The organism is Bacteroidota bacterium (assembly GCA_021300195.1).
Taxonomy (GTDB): Bacteria; Bacteroidota; Bacteroidia; order J057; family JAJTIE01; genus JAJTIE01.
Window position 1 is genome coordinate 48,040 of the sequence record JAJTIE010000001.1, and the last position, 13,320, is coordinate 61,359.

12 protein-coding genes and 1 tRNA gene are annotated in these 13,320 nt (G+C 57.6%); 1 reads left to right on the forward strand and 12 read right to left on the reverse strand.

Going from position 1 to position 13,320, the window contains the following annotated elements:
• Positions 1-134: 134 nt before the first annotated feature.
• Positions 135-1,037 (forward strand): ABC transporter substrate-binding protein, encoded by a 903-nt coding sequence (locus LW884_00180; GenBank protein ID MCE3006755.1) that lies wholly within the window; start codon positions 135-137, stop codon positions 1,035-1,037.
• A 60-nt stretch (positions 1,038-1,097) separates the two neighbouring features.
• On the opposite strand, the gene LW884_00185 is transcribed toward LW884_00180, so the two are convergent.
• From LW884_00185 to folD, 12 genes are all read right to left on the reverse strand, one after another.
• Positions 1,098-2,264: a hypothetical protein gene (locus tag LW884_00185; GenBank protein ID MCE3006756.1), complete on the reverse strand. Its 1,167-nt coding sequence runs from the start codon at positions 2,262-2,264 to the stop codon at positions 1,098-1,100.
• A 295-nt stretch (positions 2,265-2,559) separates the two neighbouring features.
• Entirely contained in the window at positions 2,560-3,126 is a 567-nt protein-coding gene (locus LW884_00190) for a Maf family protein (GenBank protein ID MCE3006757.1), read from the reverse strand.
• Positions 3,127-3,148: 22 nt separating this feature from the next.
• The gene (locus LW884_00195) at positions 3,149-3,823 is read right to left on the reverse strand and encodes a YdcF family protein (GenBank protein ID MCE3006758.1); all 675 of its coding nucleotides are present in this window, start codon (positions 3,821-3,823) and stop codon (positions 3,149-3,151) included.
• A gap of 116 nt (positions 3,824-3,939) precedes the next feature.
• A complete protein-coding gene (locus tag LW884_00200) occupies positions 3,940-4,989 on the reverse strand; it encodes a DUF4421 domain-containing protein (GenBank protein MCE3006759.1) in 1,050 nt (349 codons plus the stop codon).
• Position 4,990: 1 nt separating this feature from the next.
• Positions 4,991-5,063: transfer RNA gene (locus LW884_00205), tRNA-Thr, on the reverse strand.
• Positions 5,064-5,093: 30 nt separating this feature from the next.
• Positions 5,094-6,794, reverse strand: coding sequence for a RecQ family ATP-dependent DNA helicase (locus LW884_00210; GenBank protein ID MCE3006760.1), 1,701 nt, complete (start codon positions 6,792-6,794; stop codon positions 5,094-5,096).
• Positions 6,795-6,803: 9 nt separating this feature from the next.
• On the reverse strand, positions 6,804-8,039 hold the full coding sequence (locus LW884_00215; protein MCE3006761.1) for a glycosyltransferase: 1,236 nt from the start codon (positions 8,037-8,039) through the stop codon (positions 6,804-6,806).
• Between the two features lie 34 nt (positions 8,040-8,073).
• On the reverse strand, positions 8,074-9,156 hold the full coding sequence (locus tag LW884_00220; protein ID MCE3006762.1) for a hemin-degrading factor: 1,083 nt from the start codon (positions 9,154-9,156) through the stop codon (positions 8,074-8,076).
• Positions 9,157-9,237: 81 nt separating this feature from the next.
• Entirely contained in the window at positions 9,238-10,068 is an 831-nt protein-coding gene (locus tag LW884_00225) for a restriction endonuclease (GenBank protein MCE3006763.1), read from the reverse strand.
• The gene (locus tag LW884_00230; GenBank protein ID MCE3006764.1) at positions 10,065-11,237 is read right to left on the reverse strand and encodes a DNA cytosine methyltransferase; all 1,173 of its coding nucleotides are present in this window, start codon (positions 11,235-11,237) and stop codon (positions 10,065-10,067) included. Before LW884_00230 ends, LW884_00225 begins: the two co-directional genes overlap by 4 nt.
• A gap of 179 nt (positions 11,238-11,416) precedes the next feature.
• Positions 11,417-12,451 (reverse strand): UDP-glucose 4-epimerase GalE, encoded by a 1,035-nt coding sequence (galE, locus tag LW884_00235; GenBank protein MCE3006765.1) that lies wholly within the window; start codon positions 12,449-12,451, stop codon positions 11,417-11,419.
• Complete coding sequence (folD, locus tag LW884_00240) at positions 12,435-13,310, reverse strand: bifunctional methylenetetrahydrofolate dehydrogenase/methenyltetrahydrofolate cyclohydrolase FolD (GenBank protein MCE3006766.1); 876 nt, start codon at positions 13,308-13,310, stop codon at positions 12,435-12,437. Before folD ends, galE begins: the two co-directional genes overlap by 17 nt.
• Between the last annotated feature and the right edge of the window lie 10 nt (positions 13,311-13,320).

Consider the following 13,320-nt stretch of genomic DNA (forward strand, 5'->3'; position numbering starts at 1 on the left):
CTGCCTGGGGGTGCGAGCGCAACGATACGGAAATGTGCTGCCAGGGGTGTACATCCCGCTACAAAAGGGTAGCGGCTGGGGCAGCCTACCACACGATCTTTTTTACCTTTGCGCACGCATTCCCCATCTTGTATATGACACCTAGCCGGAACCTATGCTGTGCCCTGCTGCTGCCCGCCCTGACCCTGCTGGGCTGTGCCCGGCTGGTAAAGGACTGCGACCCGGACAGGGCCGCCGCCGATAGCCTGCGGATTGTGGCCGTACACCCCACCCTGGTGCAGATGATCTATGCCCTGGGGGCCGAAGACAAGCTGGTGGGGCGAGACCAAAGCAGCACCTGGCCCGAGGCCGCCAGGCGCATCCCCAGCGTAAAGTACATGCGCGCCCTGAGTGATGAGGGCATACTGAGCCTGAACCCCACCCTGCTGCTGCTAACGCCTGAAAATGGCCCTGCACCCGTGATAAACAAGCTGCAGCACGCCTGCCTGAAGGTGGAGGTGCTGGACAATAAAATGGATAGAAAGGCCCTGCTGGCCAAGATGCGCACGCTGGGTGGCCTCATTGGCAAGCCGACGGAGGCCGACTCGCTGATACGAAGCCTGCAGGCCGAGTATGCCGAACTGGACAGCCTGAAGGGCGCCTGTACGCAGATCCCCCAGGTGCTCAGCTTCCACAGCCGCGCACGGGGTGGTAGCCTGTTCATTAACGGCACGGGCACGGCGGTGCAGTTCCTGCTAGACGAAACCCAGGCCCGCCCTGCACTGGTGGTAGAAGGGGTGAAGGAGATAGGCAAGGAGAGCCTGCTGGCTGCCAGCCCAGACTACCTGCTGATAGACCGAGAGACCGAGCAATACCTGGGGGGAATAGCCGGCATACGAGCCCATCCGCTGCTGAAGAATAGCCCCGCAGCCCAGAAAGGCCAGGTGGTGGTCATTGAGCGCGTACACCTTTTCGGCCCCAATGCCGAGACAGGCCGCTTTCTGAAGCAGCTGATCCACCAGCTGCACCCAGAGCTGCAGGCAGGTGCACGGCCCTAGCCTTGTTGTGGGTTCTGTGCTGTGTGTGCCCCGCGCACAGTGCCAGGCCGTGTCCTGCCTTCATTCGTACAGACCCAGCAGGCTCGGCAGGCTCCGAACAAAGAGGGGCTTTTGGTCGACATTATACTGTAGCTGCGTTATCGTCATTTCTGCCCAGGTAAACAGCCCCTCAGGTAGCTGCCAGCTCAGGGTGGCCCGTGCGGGTACCCTCAGCCCGTCTGCTTGTTGCACCCCCTCCAGGTCTATCTGCCATAGGCGTTTGGTCCACTTTCCCTGCTCTTCGTAGTAGCGGGGCCCTGTTATGCGGCAAAGCTCATTTTGGGCATTGAAGATGAAGTCGGCATGGCATTCCTCAGCGCCCTGGGTCATATACACCCGGGCTGTGCTGTCATTCAGCTGTTCCCAGCGCAGGTAGGGCTGCAGGGCCTCGGTAGGGTAAAAGGCCATTTCGGCCAAGTAGCGCAGCTGGCTGCCCTGGTCTATGTAGGGGCCACGGGCATCTGCCACCGGGAGCAGGCCCAGCAGGCGGATGTACATGTGGCCTTTCGCCTGGGTGTAGTAGTCTCTACCCAGCAGCTGTACCCCAGGCAGCATCTGCACCCGTGCGTTCCATAGGAAGGAGGGTACGCTGGTAGTAGTGAGCTGCCGTGCTTCGTACGGCATCCAGCTGGCATCAGGTTTCAGGCGCATGCGTCCCCGCTGCACCAGGTATGCGCTGCGTACCCTGGGGTGGCCAGTCACACCGGCGGCATTCAGCCAGTGCTGCACACAGGGCGGCAGGGTGGCCAGTTCTGCCGCAGATACCGTAGCAAGAGCCTGCTCTTGGTGCTTGTGTAGCAGGTGGTATGCATACTGCTCTGTTTCTCTTTCCATCCGGGCCTCGCCCAGTCCGGCAGCTACGGGTAGCAGCAGTAGCACGTTGGCCAGTGTGCCCCATTTGGCCTCGGGCCAGTAGGCTAGCACCAGCAGCTGGCTCAGCACTATGCCCACCGCTGCCAGCCAGGGCCACGTCCGCGTATCGGCCAGCAGCAGGGCAGCCCCAAGTAGCAGCAGGCTGGCTGCCAGGCCCCAGGCCATGCCCTGCACCCAGTCGGGCAGCCAGCCCATGGGCCACAGGCTGCGGCCTGTGAGCTGGGGTATACGGGCCCAGCCCCAGCAGCGGGCGGCTCCCAGCAGGTGTATCAGCCCATGCAGGGCCAGTAGTAGGAGTAGAAGTATCTTTGCCATAGCGAAGGTGGAAAAAGGTGGTGCCCGGCACAACAGGGGCCTAGCCCGGCCCCCACTGCCTGTGGGACACGGATAGAAAAATTGCTAAAAAAATGACTACGCAGCCCAATAACAGTACACAGCGGAGGCGGGCCCACTTTGCATACGTCCCAGTTCTCCGCGTGTATAGTAGCTACACGGCCTTTCATACTTCGGAATTTACGCATGAAAGACATACACCCTGCTGATGCAAATGGCCGAAGAAGCGAGACCGCCCGGCCCTACCCACCGGATGCCTGGCGGTAGAGCCGTAGCCTTATCTGTACTGCTGTAGTGCCTCTACCAGCTGGCACACTGGCAGGCCCATCACGTTGTAGTAGTCTCCCTCTATACGCCGTATGCCCCGCAGGCCTATCGTGTCTTGAATGCCGTATGCGCCGGCCCGGTCCAGCGGAGGGCTTTGCGCCACATACTGGGTAATCTCCTCCAGCTCCAGGGGCCTAAAGTATACCCGTGTGTGGGCCGAGAATTCCGTTTGCCTACCCCGATACCGCAGATGCACACCCGTTACTACGGTGTGGCATTGCCCACTCAGGGCCAGCAGCATCTGTATGGCTTCTTCGGCACTGGTGGGCTTGTTTAGCACCTGCTGCCCTAGTATGACGGTGGTATCTGCCGTAATCACTAGCTCATCCTGGCTAAGCGGCTCCAGGGCTTCGGCTTTTAGCCGGGCCAGGTAGGCCGGAATCTCCGCCAGTGGCAGGTGGGGGGGCCATACCTCCTCCACGTCTTGCACCTGCACACGAAACCGGAAACCTGCCGCTGCCAGCAGCTGCTGGCGGCGGGGGCTTTTGGAACCCAGAATGAGGGGAGGGAGCTGCATAGTGGCAAGATACGCACAAAAGCTAGCGGGCCAGGCCATCGGGGTGGCCTGTGTAGGTAGGCCGTGTGCCCAGCAGGTGTACGTCCAGTAGCATCCGTACCCGTGCCAGATACTCACGGTAGCAGGTGCTGCGCTGCCAGTGGTCGGCGGGGTTTTGGGCAGCAAAGCCCCAGGTGTGCAGGCCGTGTGCGCGCCCTATGTACAGGGCCCGTGCCGCATGCCAGCCCTGGCTGATGAAGAGCACCCGCCGGTGGCCAAACACTTGGTGGCTGCGCAGCACACTGTCCAGGGTGCGCAGGCCGGCCTTGTCCAGCACAATCGAGTCTGGCGGAACCCCGGCCTGCACCAGGGCCTTGCGCATGGCCCTGGGCTCGTTGTAGTAGCGGGTCTGGTTATCCCCGCTCACGAGTATCCGCCCAATCTTGCCAGCCCGGAAAAGCGCCGCTGCCGCCTGGATGCGGTACTGAAAGTAGGGATTGGGCTTGCCACTGCGTAGCAAGGGGGTTGTGCCTGGCAATAGGGCTATGCGGGTGTAGGGCACCTGTTCTATCTGCCGGTACAGGTACGGCTCGGCCTGTGCCTGCACCCAGTAGTAGCTGGCTAGCGCAAGGCCAAGCAGCAGGAGGCACAGCAAGCTGAGTAGGCGGAGAGCCCTACGCCAGCCACGTGGATAAGAGAGAATGGCCCGTACACGCATTGGTGGGCAAATATAGGGTATTTTGCATATACAGAAAGTTGCCCTCCACCGCTAGTCCCTTACCGGCTGCCCCACAGTCTGAGGGGGGGGGAGGGTGGCCAGTATGGGCCGGGGTACTAGCTATCCAGCCACCGCCAGTTTTTGAGCAGGCGCACCTGCGGGAAGCGATAGCCAAAGTAAAGTTCGGTTTGCACCCGGCCGTGTGTAAGGTTTGCCCCATGCAGCCTGAAGGTGCTGGATCGACCGGAGATGCTGAAGCCGGCAAACCAGCGCGGCCGGGCATAATTCAGCACGGTGCGCCACTCCAAGTTGTAGTACAGCCGCCCATATATATGGACATCCTCCCCGTCTTTTACCACACTACGCTGCAGGCCTGGCCCAAGCAGGGCCATCACGCCCAGGCTAAACCGATGCAAAACAAACGTATGCGCATAACCAGGGGAGACGCCAAGGCTGGATAGGTTAATGTTGGTGGCACTGTCCAGCTCGGGATAGGAGGGCCGGAGTGGGCCTGGAACAAGGCTGCTGTCTGACGTGATGCCAAACACGTTGGCCTGCCCTTGTAGCAAAAAGCTGCCCGCCGATCGGGTTTGCACCTCGGTCTGGCCAAAGAGGGCACGGATGGTAAACCGCTTAGGATTGAAGATGCGTGTATATCCAAAGCCAATCTGGGCCGTAAACATGTCGGGGCGCACCAGGGGGGGTAGTGCACGCTCGGGCTGATAAAAGCGGCCAGGGTCGGGCAGGTAGAAACCCTGTATGCCCGTAAACGTGAGTTCGCCAAGCCAGCGACGCGAGGTAAAGTCCAGGCTCAGGTCTAGTTTCCTGGTACGGCCATATTTTGCCGGCTCATAGGCACTATTGGGTAGCTTGTAGCTTATGCCAAAGCCCAGCCCATTGTAGCTACCGTGTAGCCCGATGGTGGCAAGCAGGTTGGGTTCGTATAAAAAGCTGGATGTGCCAGCTCTTCGCGACGCTATATTAATGGCATGCCCGTAGCCTTGCGTACGCGGCCTCAGGGTTAGGCCCCGGTAGTAGGGCTGTATGTAGGTGCTGTCGAAAGCGTTCCGTTTCGCCAGCCGGTCTTCTGCACTCAGCTCCACCCGCGTCTGTGCCAGCACGGGCAGGCACAGAAGGCACGTCAGGGTTGTAAATAGCCAGTGCATGAGCCACCTGCCGGACTCGAACCGGCGACCTATACTTTACGAAAGTACCACTCTACCAACTGAGCTAAGGTGGCTGCTTGGAGGGGGCAAATATAGCAGGATTCTTAGTCTGAATGGCACAGGTCGCACCGCCCACAGTTGGTTGTCAGTTCCTCGCCAAAGTAGGCCGATATCTGCCGCTGGCGGCACAGGGTGGTATTGGCCGCATAGTCCAGCACGGCCTGCAGCCGCACCTCGGCCTGGTGCCGCCGGTGCGCGTATGCCTGCCAGGCGGGGTCGGTATCCACCAGGGGGGTGTAGGGCCGCAGGAAGCGCAGGCCCGGCCCCTGGGCACCAGGCAGGTAGTGTAGCACACCCAGTGCATCCAGCCGGATCAGCAGGGTTTCGGTTTCAGCCTTGCTCTGTTCGCAGGCTTTGGCCAGGGCCTTTAGCTCCAGCGGCAGGGGCCGCTCAAACAGCTCGCCGCCCAGCAGGCGCAGCAGCCCGTCCAGCGTAGGCAGGTATTGTGGGTATTCCAGCTTCCACTGTGTCAGGCGGGTGGCAGCCATCCGAAACTGCACCTGGGGGTTAGGCCCCGCCTGCTCCTGGTAGGCCAGGTAGCCCTGCTGTGCCAGGGCCTGCAGGCCAGCGTGGCAGGCCAGCTGGGGCAGATCGGCCTGCAGGCTTATCAGCTCCCAGTCCAGCGGGTAGTCCCTTGCGGGGGCCTGCACATTGGATATCCGGTAGTGGGCGCACAGGGCCTCGTACAGGGCCTGCACCTGCTCAACGGGCGGATGCTGCATGTGCAGAAACTGCCACATACGTGCGGGCTCATCCGGGCCCAGTAGGGCAATGGCCCGGGCGGGCAGCTGGTCTCGGCCTGCGCGTCCGGCCTCCTGGTAGTAGCTCTCCAGCTCGGCGGGCAGCTGCCAGTGCACCACGGTGCGTACATCGGGCTTGTCTATCCCCATGCCAAAGGCCGTGGTGGCGCACAGGATGGGCAGCTCGTTGCGCATCCAGGCCTGCTGTAGCTCGCTGCGCCGTGCTGCAGCCAGCCCGGCATGGTAGGCCTCGGCCCTGTAGCCCTGTGCCTGCAGGTAGCGGGCGGCCTGCTCGGCTCCCTTTCGGCTGCGCACATACACCAGGGCGCACTCGTCTGGCCGCAGTAGCGCCGGCAGGGCCTGGGCTTTGTGCTCGGTATACTGTAGGGCAAAGCTCAGGTTGGGGCGGGCAAAGCTCTGCAGGTGCACCCGGGGCTTGCGTAGCTGCAGCTGGCGGGCTATGTCTCGGCGCACCTCGGCGGTGGCGGTGGCGGTCAGTGCCAGCACGGGTGCCTGCAGGTAGGGGCGTATCTGCTGCACCTTGCGGTAGGCGGGCCGGAAGTCGTAGCCCCACTGGCTGATGCAGTGGGCCTCGTCTACGGCCAGCAGGCGGATGGGCAGCTGGGGCAGCAGCTGGCGCATCAGCTGGCTATCCAGCCGCTCCGGGCTCATGTACAAGAACCGGTAGTGCCCACCCAGACAGTCGTTCAGCCGCGCCCAGGTTTCTTCCGGGCTTAGCTGGCTATTGATGGCGGTGGCGGGTATGCCGCGCCGTAGCAGGTCGGCTACCTGGTCTTCCATCAGGGCAATCAGGGGGCTGATAACCAGGGTAAGGCCCTCAAGCACCAGGCCACTTAGCTGGTAGGTCAGGCTCTTGCCGCCGCCGGTGGGCAGCACCGCCAGGGTATCCTGGCCCTGTAGCACGCTCAGGATAATCTCCTTTTGCAGGGGGCGGAAGTGGGGGTAGCCCCAGTACTGGTGCAGCAGCTGATCCAGGGCTTGCATGGCAGCAAGTTACGTCCTGCGTGGGGGCAACGCCAGCATGCGCGCGTATTCTTCGCTGTATTTTTGGCAGCCTGCTTCCAGGCTATAGTATTGCACCGCATACTGCCGCAGGGTAGCTGCGCCTGCCCGCTCGGCCTCCAGCCGGGCTGCATAGGGGGCTATCTCAGCCGGGCTGAGCCCCAGGGGCATGGATACACCACTACCCGGGTGTGTGGCCAGTATCTGGTCTACATCGCCCACGCCGCTGGTGGAGAGTACCGGCAGGCCCATGGCCCAGTATTCACCCAGCTTGGTGGGGCTGCTGCCCAGGCTGCTGTACAGGGGGCGGTATACAAACAGGCCTACATCGGCAGCAGCCAGGTAGCGGTGCACCTGGTGGTAGCGCACGCTGGCCACGGTTACCGCCTGGTCTGGCAGGCCATAGGCACGATAGGCGGCCTGTGCCTCCTCGGCCGGAGTCTTGGTCAGCAGCAGCAGGTGCGCATCGGGCCGCTGCAGCCGGATGCCCTGAAAAATATCGAATACCTCGCGCACCGGATAGTTGCCACCCAGGCTGCCGCTGTTTATCACCACATACTGCTCTGCCGATATGCCGTATTGTGCCCGTATGGCCAGCCTATCTGCCAGGGTGGGCGGCGGGAAGCTGCGAAAGTCTACACAGGTGGGCACTACCAGGATGTCTTCGGGCAGGCGGTAGCCCAGCCGCACAATCTCGTCTCGGCCGGCGTAAGTGAGGCTTACGGTAAGGTCGCTTTTGCTGAAAAAGAGTCGCTCCTTCTGTTTGAAATAACGATACACGGGCCGGAAGAGGGGCGAACGCCAGGCCCCGGACTCCAGCCGCTGGTCGGGCCACCAGCCCCGCATGTCGAAGATGAACCGGGCTCCCCACTTCTTCTGGGCCCGCAGGCCTAGCAGTGCGGGCAGGTAGCTGCGGCAGTGCACCAGCTGAAAAGGGTGCTGCGCCCACAGGCTACGGACCAGCTGCCAGCCCGCGCGCTGGTCTCTCAGGGTGCCCAGTATGGGTGGGCGGTTGTGGTAGGGCAGGGGGTGCCAGTGGATGCCAGTGCCCTCCAGCAGGCCTAGCACGTGCGCGCGCTCCTGCTCGTAGTACTCGGGCTTTTCGAAGCTGATGAGGTGGAACTGATAGCCGTATGTGGCCAATACGCGCAGATAAGCCAGCACCTGGCTCTGGCCCAGTGCCTCGGTCATGCCATCGGTGGAGATATAGAGGACGCGATTGGGCATGTTAAAATCCCTGAGGTTTAGCCGATTGTGGTACTTAGTTTACGGGATTGGGGTAGGAAAAGGTGTGCTGCGTAGCCTGCTGCACCAGCCTACGCCACTCGGCCAGCTCGGCATGGCCGGGCTTTCGGGTGCCAAACATCTGCAGGATGAGCGCCTCTTGTGCGTCATACAGCTCGATAGAGGTTACCAGGCCGTCTTGGGTGGGCTTTAGCACCAGCCAAGCCTGGGCCACGAGGTCGGTGCGCAGGTGCAGGTTGAAGCCGGGGTCCATCACATTAAACCACCCCTCCATGGGCACAATGCGCCGGATGGGGCCGGTGTGGATGGCAATCACCCCGGGGTTTCCTACAAAGAACATAACCGGCACCGCCTGGTCTGCCGCCCCTGTAGCAGCCTGATAAAATCCCTCGGGGGTAATGGGGAAGGCAAAGCGACCCTGGGCGATCCGCAGGGCCTGCAGCCGGCCTACCCCGTGTGCCCTGAGCAGCTGGAAGAAGTCGTGCGTGTCTTGCAGCTGAGCCCAGCCTGCCAGCAGGGCTTCGGCTTCCACCTCGGCATCCGGGCGGGCGGGCACCGGCGGGGGTGCGGCAGCTGGCTGCAGGCTCCGCGCCTGCTGCGGGTGCCGAAATCGATCTACCAGTGCCTGCCAGGCAGCCTGGTGCTCGGGCTGGCGCGCATATACCTTGTGCAGGGCATTCCCCTGCGCGTCAAAGAACTGCAGGCTAGAGGTCATCTGCCCGTGTATGGGCAGCTGGCAGGCGTAGCCGTGGGCCCAGTGCTGCATAAAGAGCCGCAGGTCTATGTGTGGCCCTACCACCTGGCCCACCTGCCCCATGAAGCTGGGGGAGGCATAGGTGCCCACCTTTTCTATCACAGCGGCCTCATTCCGTGTCAGGGCCATTGCCTCGCCCAGGCCTGGCAGGGCAGCCACCACCTCTTTCCAGTCGGTAGCTAGCAGGCGCACAGCCTGCCCACCCACCTGGGTGGCCAGCAGCTGGGCCTCGCTTACCCCCAGCGTATCGGCAGCATCGCGTATGCGCAGGCGCGTATTTGCAGCTGCCAGCTGTTGCCAGGCGGCTGCCAGCTGGTTGGGGTCGGGGGATAGGGGGGTAGCCATACACTAAGGAAATTATAGCTCAAAAGATGAATCTTGAAGAAGCATTAATTACTCAGAATTCTCTATACTGATTTTGGTCGGCTAGTTATTGATGGCGAATAGAATTTTAAGCCAATCTATTTCGCTATCAAAATCAAGATCATATTTCTCCTGGAGCTCATATTTTAGTCGTTCCGGAGCATTCCGGACAATTTTTGCCACATCCTCATTAGAACTTAATACCTTTGACGAACCAACTTGGGTTCCCTCTAGTACCCACTCTTGGGTTCTTTCCTCACCCCCGTTTAGCCAAGACCAAAAATCCTTTCCTGCCAAAACCCGGACATAGTCTAGAACTACAAATTGTGATTGTTGCCTTGGATTTATACCCCTTAATATCTCATACTTGTTAGTAAGTGAGGATTCATTTCCATAAAATACACCAACAACAATTTCTTTTCCATATAAATTAAAATCTCCTATCTGCTTGAAAGCACTATATAAGCTATGGGCAGATGCATCCTGTATAGTCCAAGGTCCAGCCTTAACAGATAATAAACACCAGTCAGTATCAGAGTGGGGATTTACAATGTGATCAATCTCATTATAGGCAGAGCTATTCATTTTCCTTTTTCTCCTTTGAACAGAGTCAAGTTTTATAGTGCCAAAAACATTGGGTAATATTTTCTCATCAATGGTTTTTCCAAAACTAGTTGCATGTCCTGAAGCCATATGACTTATGAATAGGAAATTAGCTAAGTCGTCTAGATTTTTTAATTCATGGATATCCCTTAATGCAGACATCAGAAAGGGATTTATATTAAGAAAGGAACTGATTTCCTTCTCAAGCTTTCGAATTCTTCTTATCAACAAGGCTTCTATTTCAATGGCGACCTTGTTTACAACTTCTTCCTTGTTCTTCTTGGTATTCATTTTATTGGTTGCTGAGAAGAAAGATAAGGGCTACCAGAATATACTTTACCAGCTTTGTAGTATTGCCTTGTCCTCACGTGCGGTCTTATATGAATAATTTCGTGATTGTCCATTTTAGATCTAAGCTTGGTACTTTTGCTTATATTCTGAATTGCAATTCCAGCCATTTTTCCAAGTACAACTGGAACAGCATTCCCGATTTGTCTATATTTCTCAGCAGGTGTCCCTATAAACTTCCAATGGCTTGGGAATGTTTGTATCGCGGAACACTCACCAACTGTTAATGCTCTAATTTGCTTTGGATGGCACATGCTTGTACTGGCATGATTTGGCATAGTTACTATTGTAGGTGCTGGTGAATCCATTGATAAGCGTCTCCAATAAGCAGATCTTCCGCCCTTTAGATACCAAGATTTACCCATGGATTCCTTTTGAATATCAATTGGCATGCTGCGCCAATTGCCTCCCTCTGGAACATATGATAAGTATTTTTTTTTTCTTTCAGAAAAATCCATAATATCAGAGTCTGGATCCTTGAAATCTATTAAAACATCACCTAGATTTCTAAAATATTTTTGATTTTCATTTGGTTTGTCGCTATGCGTAGGAGATGGAAATTCGGCCTTTTTATTTAGCCTATTTCCTATCATTATAATTCTCTCTCGAATTTGAGGTGCTCCATAATTTACGGCATTAACAAAGAATGTATCGACTACGTAACCGATTGATATTATCTTTTCAATTAACATATCATACAAAGATTTTTTGCCATTTTCTGTTTCAACTATCATAGAATGAAGTCCCCTTACATTTTCCATTATGAAATATTCAGGATTGATTTCTTCCACAATTCTTAGAAACTCAAAAACCAATTTCCCTCTTAAATCTTTAATTCCCTTTCTTCTACCTATGATACTAAATGCTTGACACGGAGGCCCACCAACTACTATATTTATATTTGACCTATCAGATATTCCAATTTTAGAAAGAATATAATTGCCTTTTAATGTTGAAATATCTTCTCTAATTACGGGCAAATCAGGTCGATTATTATTAATTGTTTTTACTGCTGAAGAATCAAGTTCTACGCAACACATAATCTCTATACCAGCTTGTTCTAGACCTAGATCTAGGCCCATGGCACCTGAAAAGAGTGAAATAGCTTTCATGGTTATGATTTTATAAAATTAAAATCTGGCATGGAAAACAAATTTAATAGCATAAAATAGAGTTGGCAAGGTATCAGCATCAATTTTCTGTCAAAAGAAGAAGTCTGGTTAAACTCCAGAAAATATCTCTTCCGAGCCCTTAATGGAGCAAGCTTGCGAGGGGTGATCAGCAAACGGGCCTAGCCGTGGGCATCCAGCTGCTGCTGCCAGGCCCAGGCATGGCGCAGGGCATCTGCCAGGCCATACCGGTGGCGCCACTGTAGCTGCTGTTGGGCTTTGCTTACATCGGCAAAGATGGCCGCTACATCTCCAGGCCTGCGCGTACCCAGCCGGTGGGGTACGGCCAGGTTGTTCACCCTTTCGAATGTGCGGATGAGCTCCAGCACACTGGCACCCTGCCCGGTGCCAATGTTGAAGGTATAGGTGCCGACATCATGCTGCTGCAGGTGGCGCAGTGCGGCTACGTGGGCTTCGGCCAGGTCCACCACATGTATGTAGTCGCGTACGCAGCTGCCATCGGGCGTATCATAGTCGGTGCCAAATACGGTAAGCGGAGGGCGCAGGCCTGCCACGGCCTGTGTAAGAAAGGGAACCAGGTTATTGGGCACATTCAGGGGTAGTTCTCCCAGCATGCCACTGGGGTGCGCCCCAATGGGGTTGAAATAGCGCAGGATGCTCACCCTTAGTTCCGGCAGCTCCAGGCGGGCATCTTTCAGCATCTGCTCGCACACCTGCTTGGTATAGCCATACACGGATGCGGCTGGCTTTATCGGGCTTTCTTCCGTTACGGGCAGCGCATCTGGCTGGCCATACACCGTGCAGCTGCTGCTGAATACCAGCTGCGTTATCTGTAACCTTCGGCACCAGCGCAGCACGGTGGTGCAGCTCTCCAGGTTGTTCTGGTAGTATTTTATGGGCTCCTGCATGCTCTCGCCCACGGCCTTGTAGGCTGCAAAGTGGATGAGGCCATGGATGGGCCCCAGCTCTTGCAGTTCATTCAGCCCAGCCTCATAGTCCGTACAGTCCACATAGAAGAAAGTGGGGGTGTGCCCCATCAGGTGCGTAAGCCTGGAGATGACGCTGGGATCTCCGGTGCTGAAGTTGTCCAGGATAATCGGCTCATAGCCGGCCTCATTCAGGGCCAGCACCGTGTGGGAGCCAATATAGCCTGCCCCACCGGTTACAATCACCCTGGGCCTATCCGTGCGTGGCATGGTATACGTGGTAGGTGTTGAGCAGGAGCATGGCGCGTGTCATGGGTCCTACGCCGCCGGGTACTGGGGTAATGGCCTTTGCCTTGGGTGCCACCTGGTCGTACTGCACATCCCCCACCAGGCGGAAGCCATTGGGGTGGCTGGCATCGGCCTTGCGGTGTATGCCTACGTCTATTACAACGGCTCCCTCCTTTACCATATCTGCCGATATAAACTCCGGCTGGCCGGCGGCGGCTATCAGGATGTCGGCCTGGCGGGTATAGTGGCCCAGGTTTTGCGTATGGCTGTGGCAGAGGGTTACGGTACAGTTGCCCGGATTGCGGTTTCGGCTCATCAGCAGGGCCATGGGTGTGCCCACTATGTTGCTTCGGCCCACTACCACGCAGTGCTTGCCTTGCGTTTCTATCCCATACCGCTGTAGCAGCTCTACTATCCCTGCCGGGGTGGCGGGCAGCAGGGCCTGCAGGCCCTTACTCATGCGGCCAATGTTTACCGGGTGGAAGCCATCCACGTCTTTCTCGGGTGCAATAGCCTCTATAACAGCCACTTCGCTCAGGTGGGCGGGTAGGGGCAGCTGTACAATAAATCCGTCTATGCGGGCATCCTGGTTCAGCTCGGCTATAATGCCGAGCAGCTCGGCCTGGCTGATGGCGGCCTCCTTGTGGATGAGCGTGCTCTGGTAGCCCACCTGCTGGCAGTCTCGCACTTTGTGCGCCACATAGGTCTGGCTAGCGGGGTCTTCCCCGATCAAAACGGCCGCCAGATGCGGCGGACGCTTGCCCGCCTGCAAATGGCTTTGTACCTTTTCGGCCAGTTCTGCCAGGATGGCTTTACGTATCAAAGTTCCATTGAGGACCATGGCACAAAAA

Coding starts and splice junctions, on each gene's coding strand:
- LW884_00225 (MCE3006763.1), bottom strand. CDS start 10,068: ATGAATACCAAGAAGAACAAGGAAGAAGTTGTAAACAAGGTCGCCATT.
- LW884_00185 (MCE3006756.1), bottom strand. CDS start 2,264: ATGGCAAAGATACTTCTACTCCTACTACTGGCCCTGCATGGGCTGATA.
- LW884_00220 (MCE3006762.1), bottom strand. CDS start 9,156: ATGGCTACCCCCCTATCCCCCGACCCCAACCAGCTGGCAGCCGCCTGG.
- LW884_00215 (MCE3006761.1), bottom strand. CDS start 8,039: ATGCCCAATCGCGTCCTCTATATCTCCACCGATGGCATGACCGAGGCA.
- LW884_00190 (MCE3006757.1), bottom strand. CDS start 3,126: ATGCAGCTCCCTCCCCTCATTCTGGGTTCCAAAAGCCCCCGCCGCCAG.
- LW884_00180 (MCE3006755.1), top strand. CDS start 135: ATGACACCTAGCCGGAACCTATGCTGTGCCCTGCTGCTGCCCGCCCTG.
- galE (MCE3006765.1), bottom strand. CDS start 12,451: ATGCCACGCACGGATAGGCCCAGGGTGATTGTAACCGGTGGGGCAGGC.
- LW884_00230 (MCE3006764.1), bottom strand. CDS start 11,237: ATGAAAGCTATTTCACTCTTTTCAGGTGCCATGGGCCTAGATCTAGGT.
- LW884_00195 (MCE3006758.1), bottom strand. CDS start 3,823: ATGCGTGTACGGGCCATTCTCTCTTATCCACGTGGCTGGCGTAGGGCT.
- LW884_00210 (MCE3006760.1), bottom strand. CDS start 6,794: ATGCAAGCCCTGGATCAGCTGCTGCACCAGTACTGGGGCTACCCCCAC.
- folD (MCE3006766.1), bottom strand. CDS start 13,310: ATGGTCCTCAATGGAACTTTGATACGTAAAGCCATCCTGGCAGAACTG.
- LW884_00200 (MCE3006759.1), bottom strand. CDS start 4,989: ATGCACTGGCTATTTACAACCCTGACGTGCCTTCTGTGCCTGCCCGTG.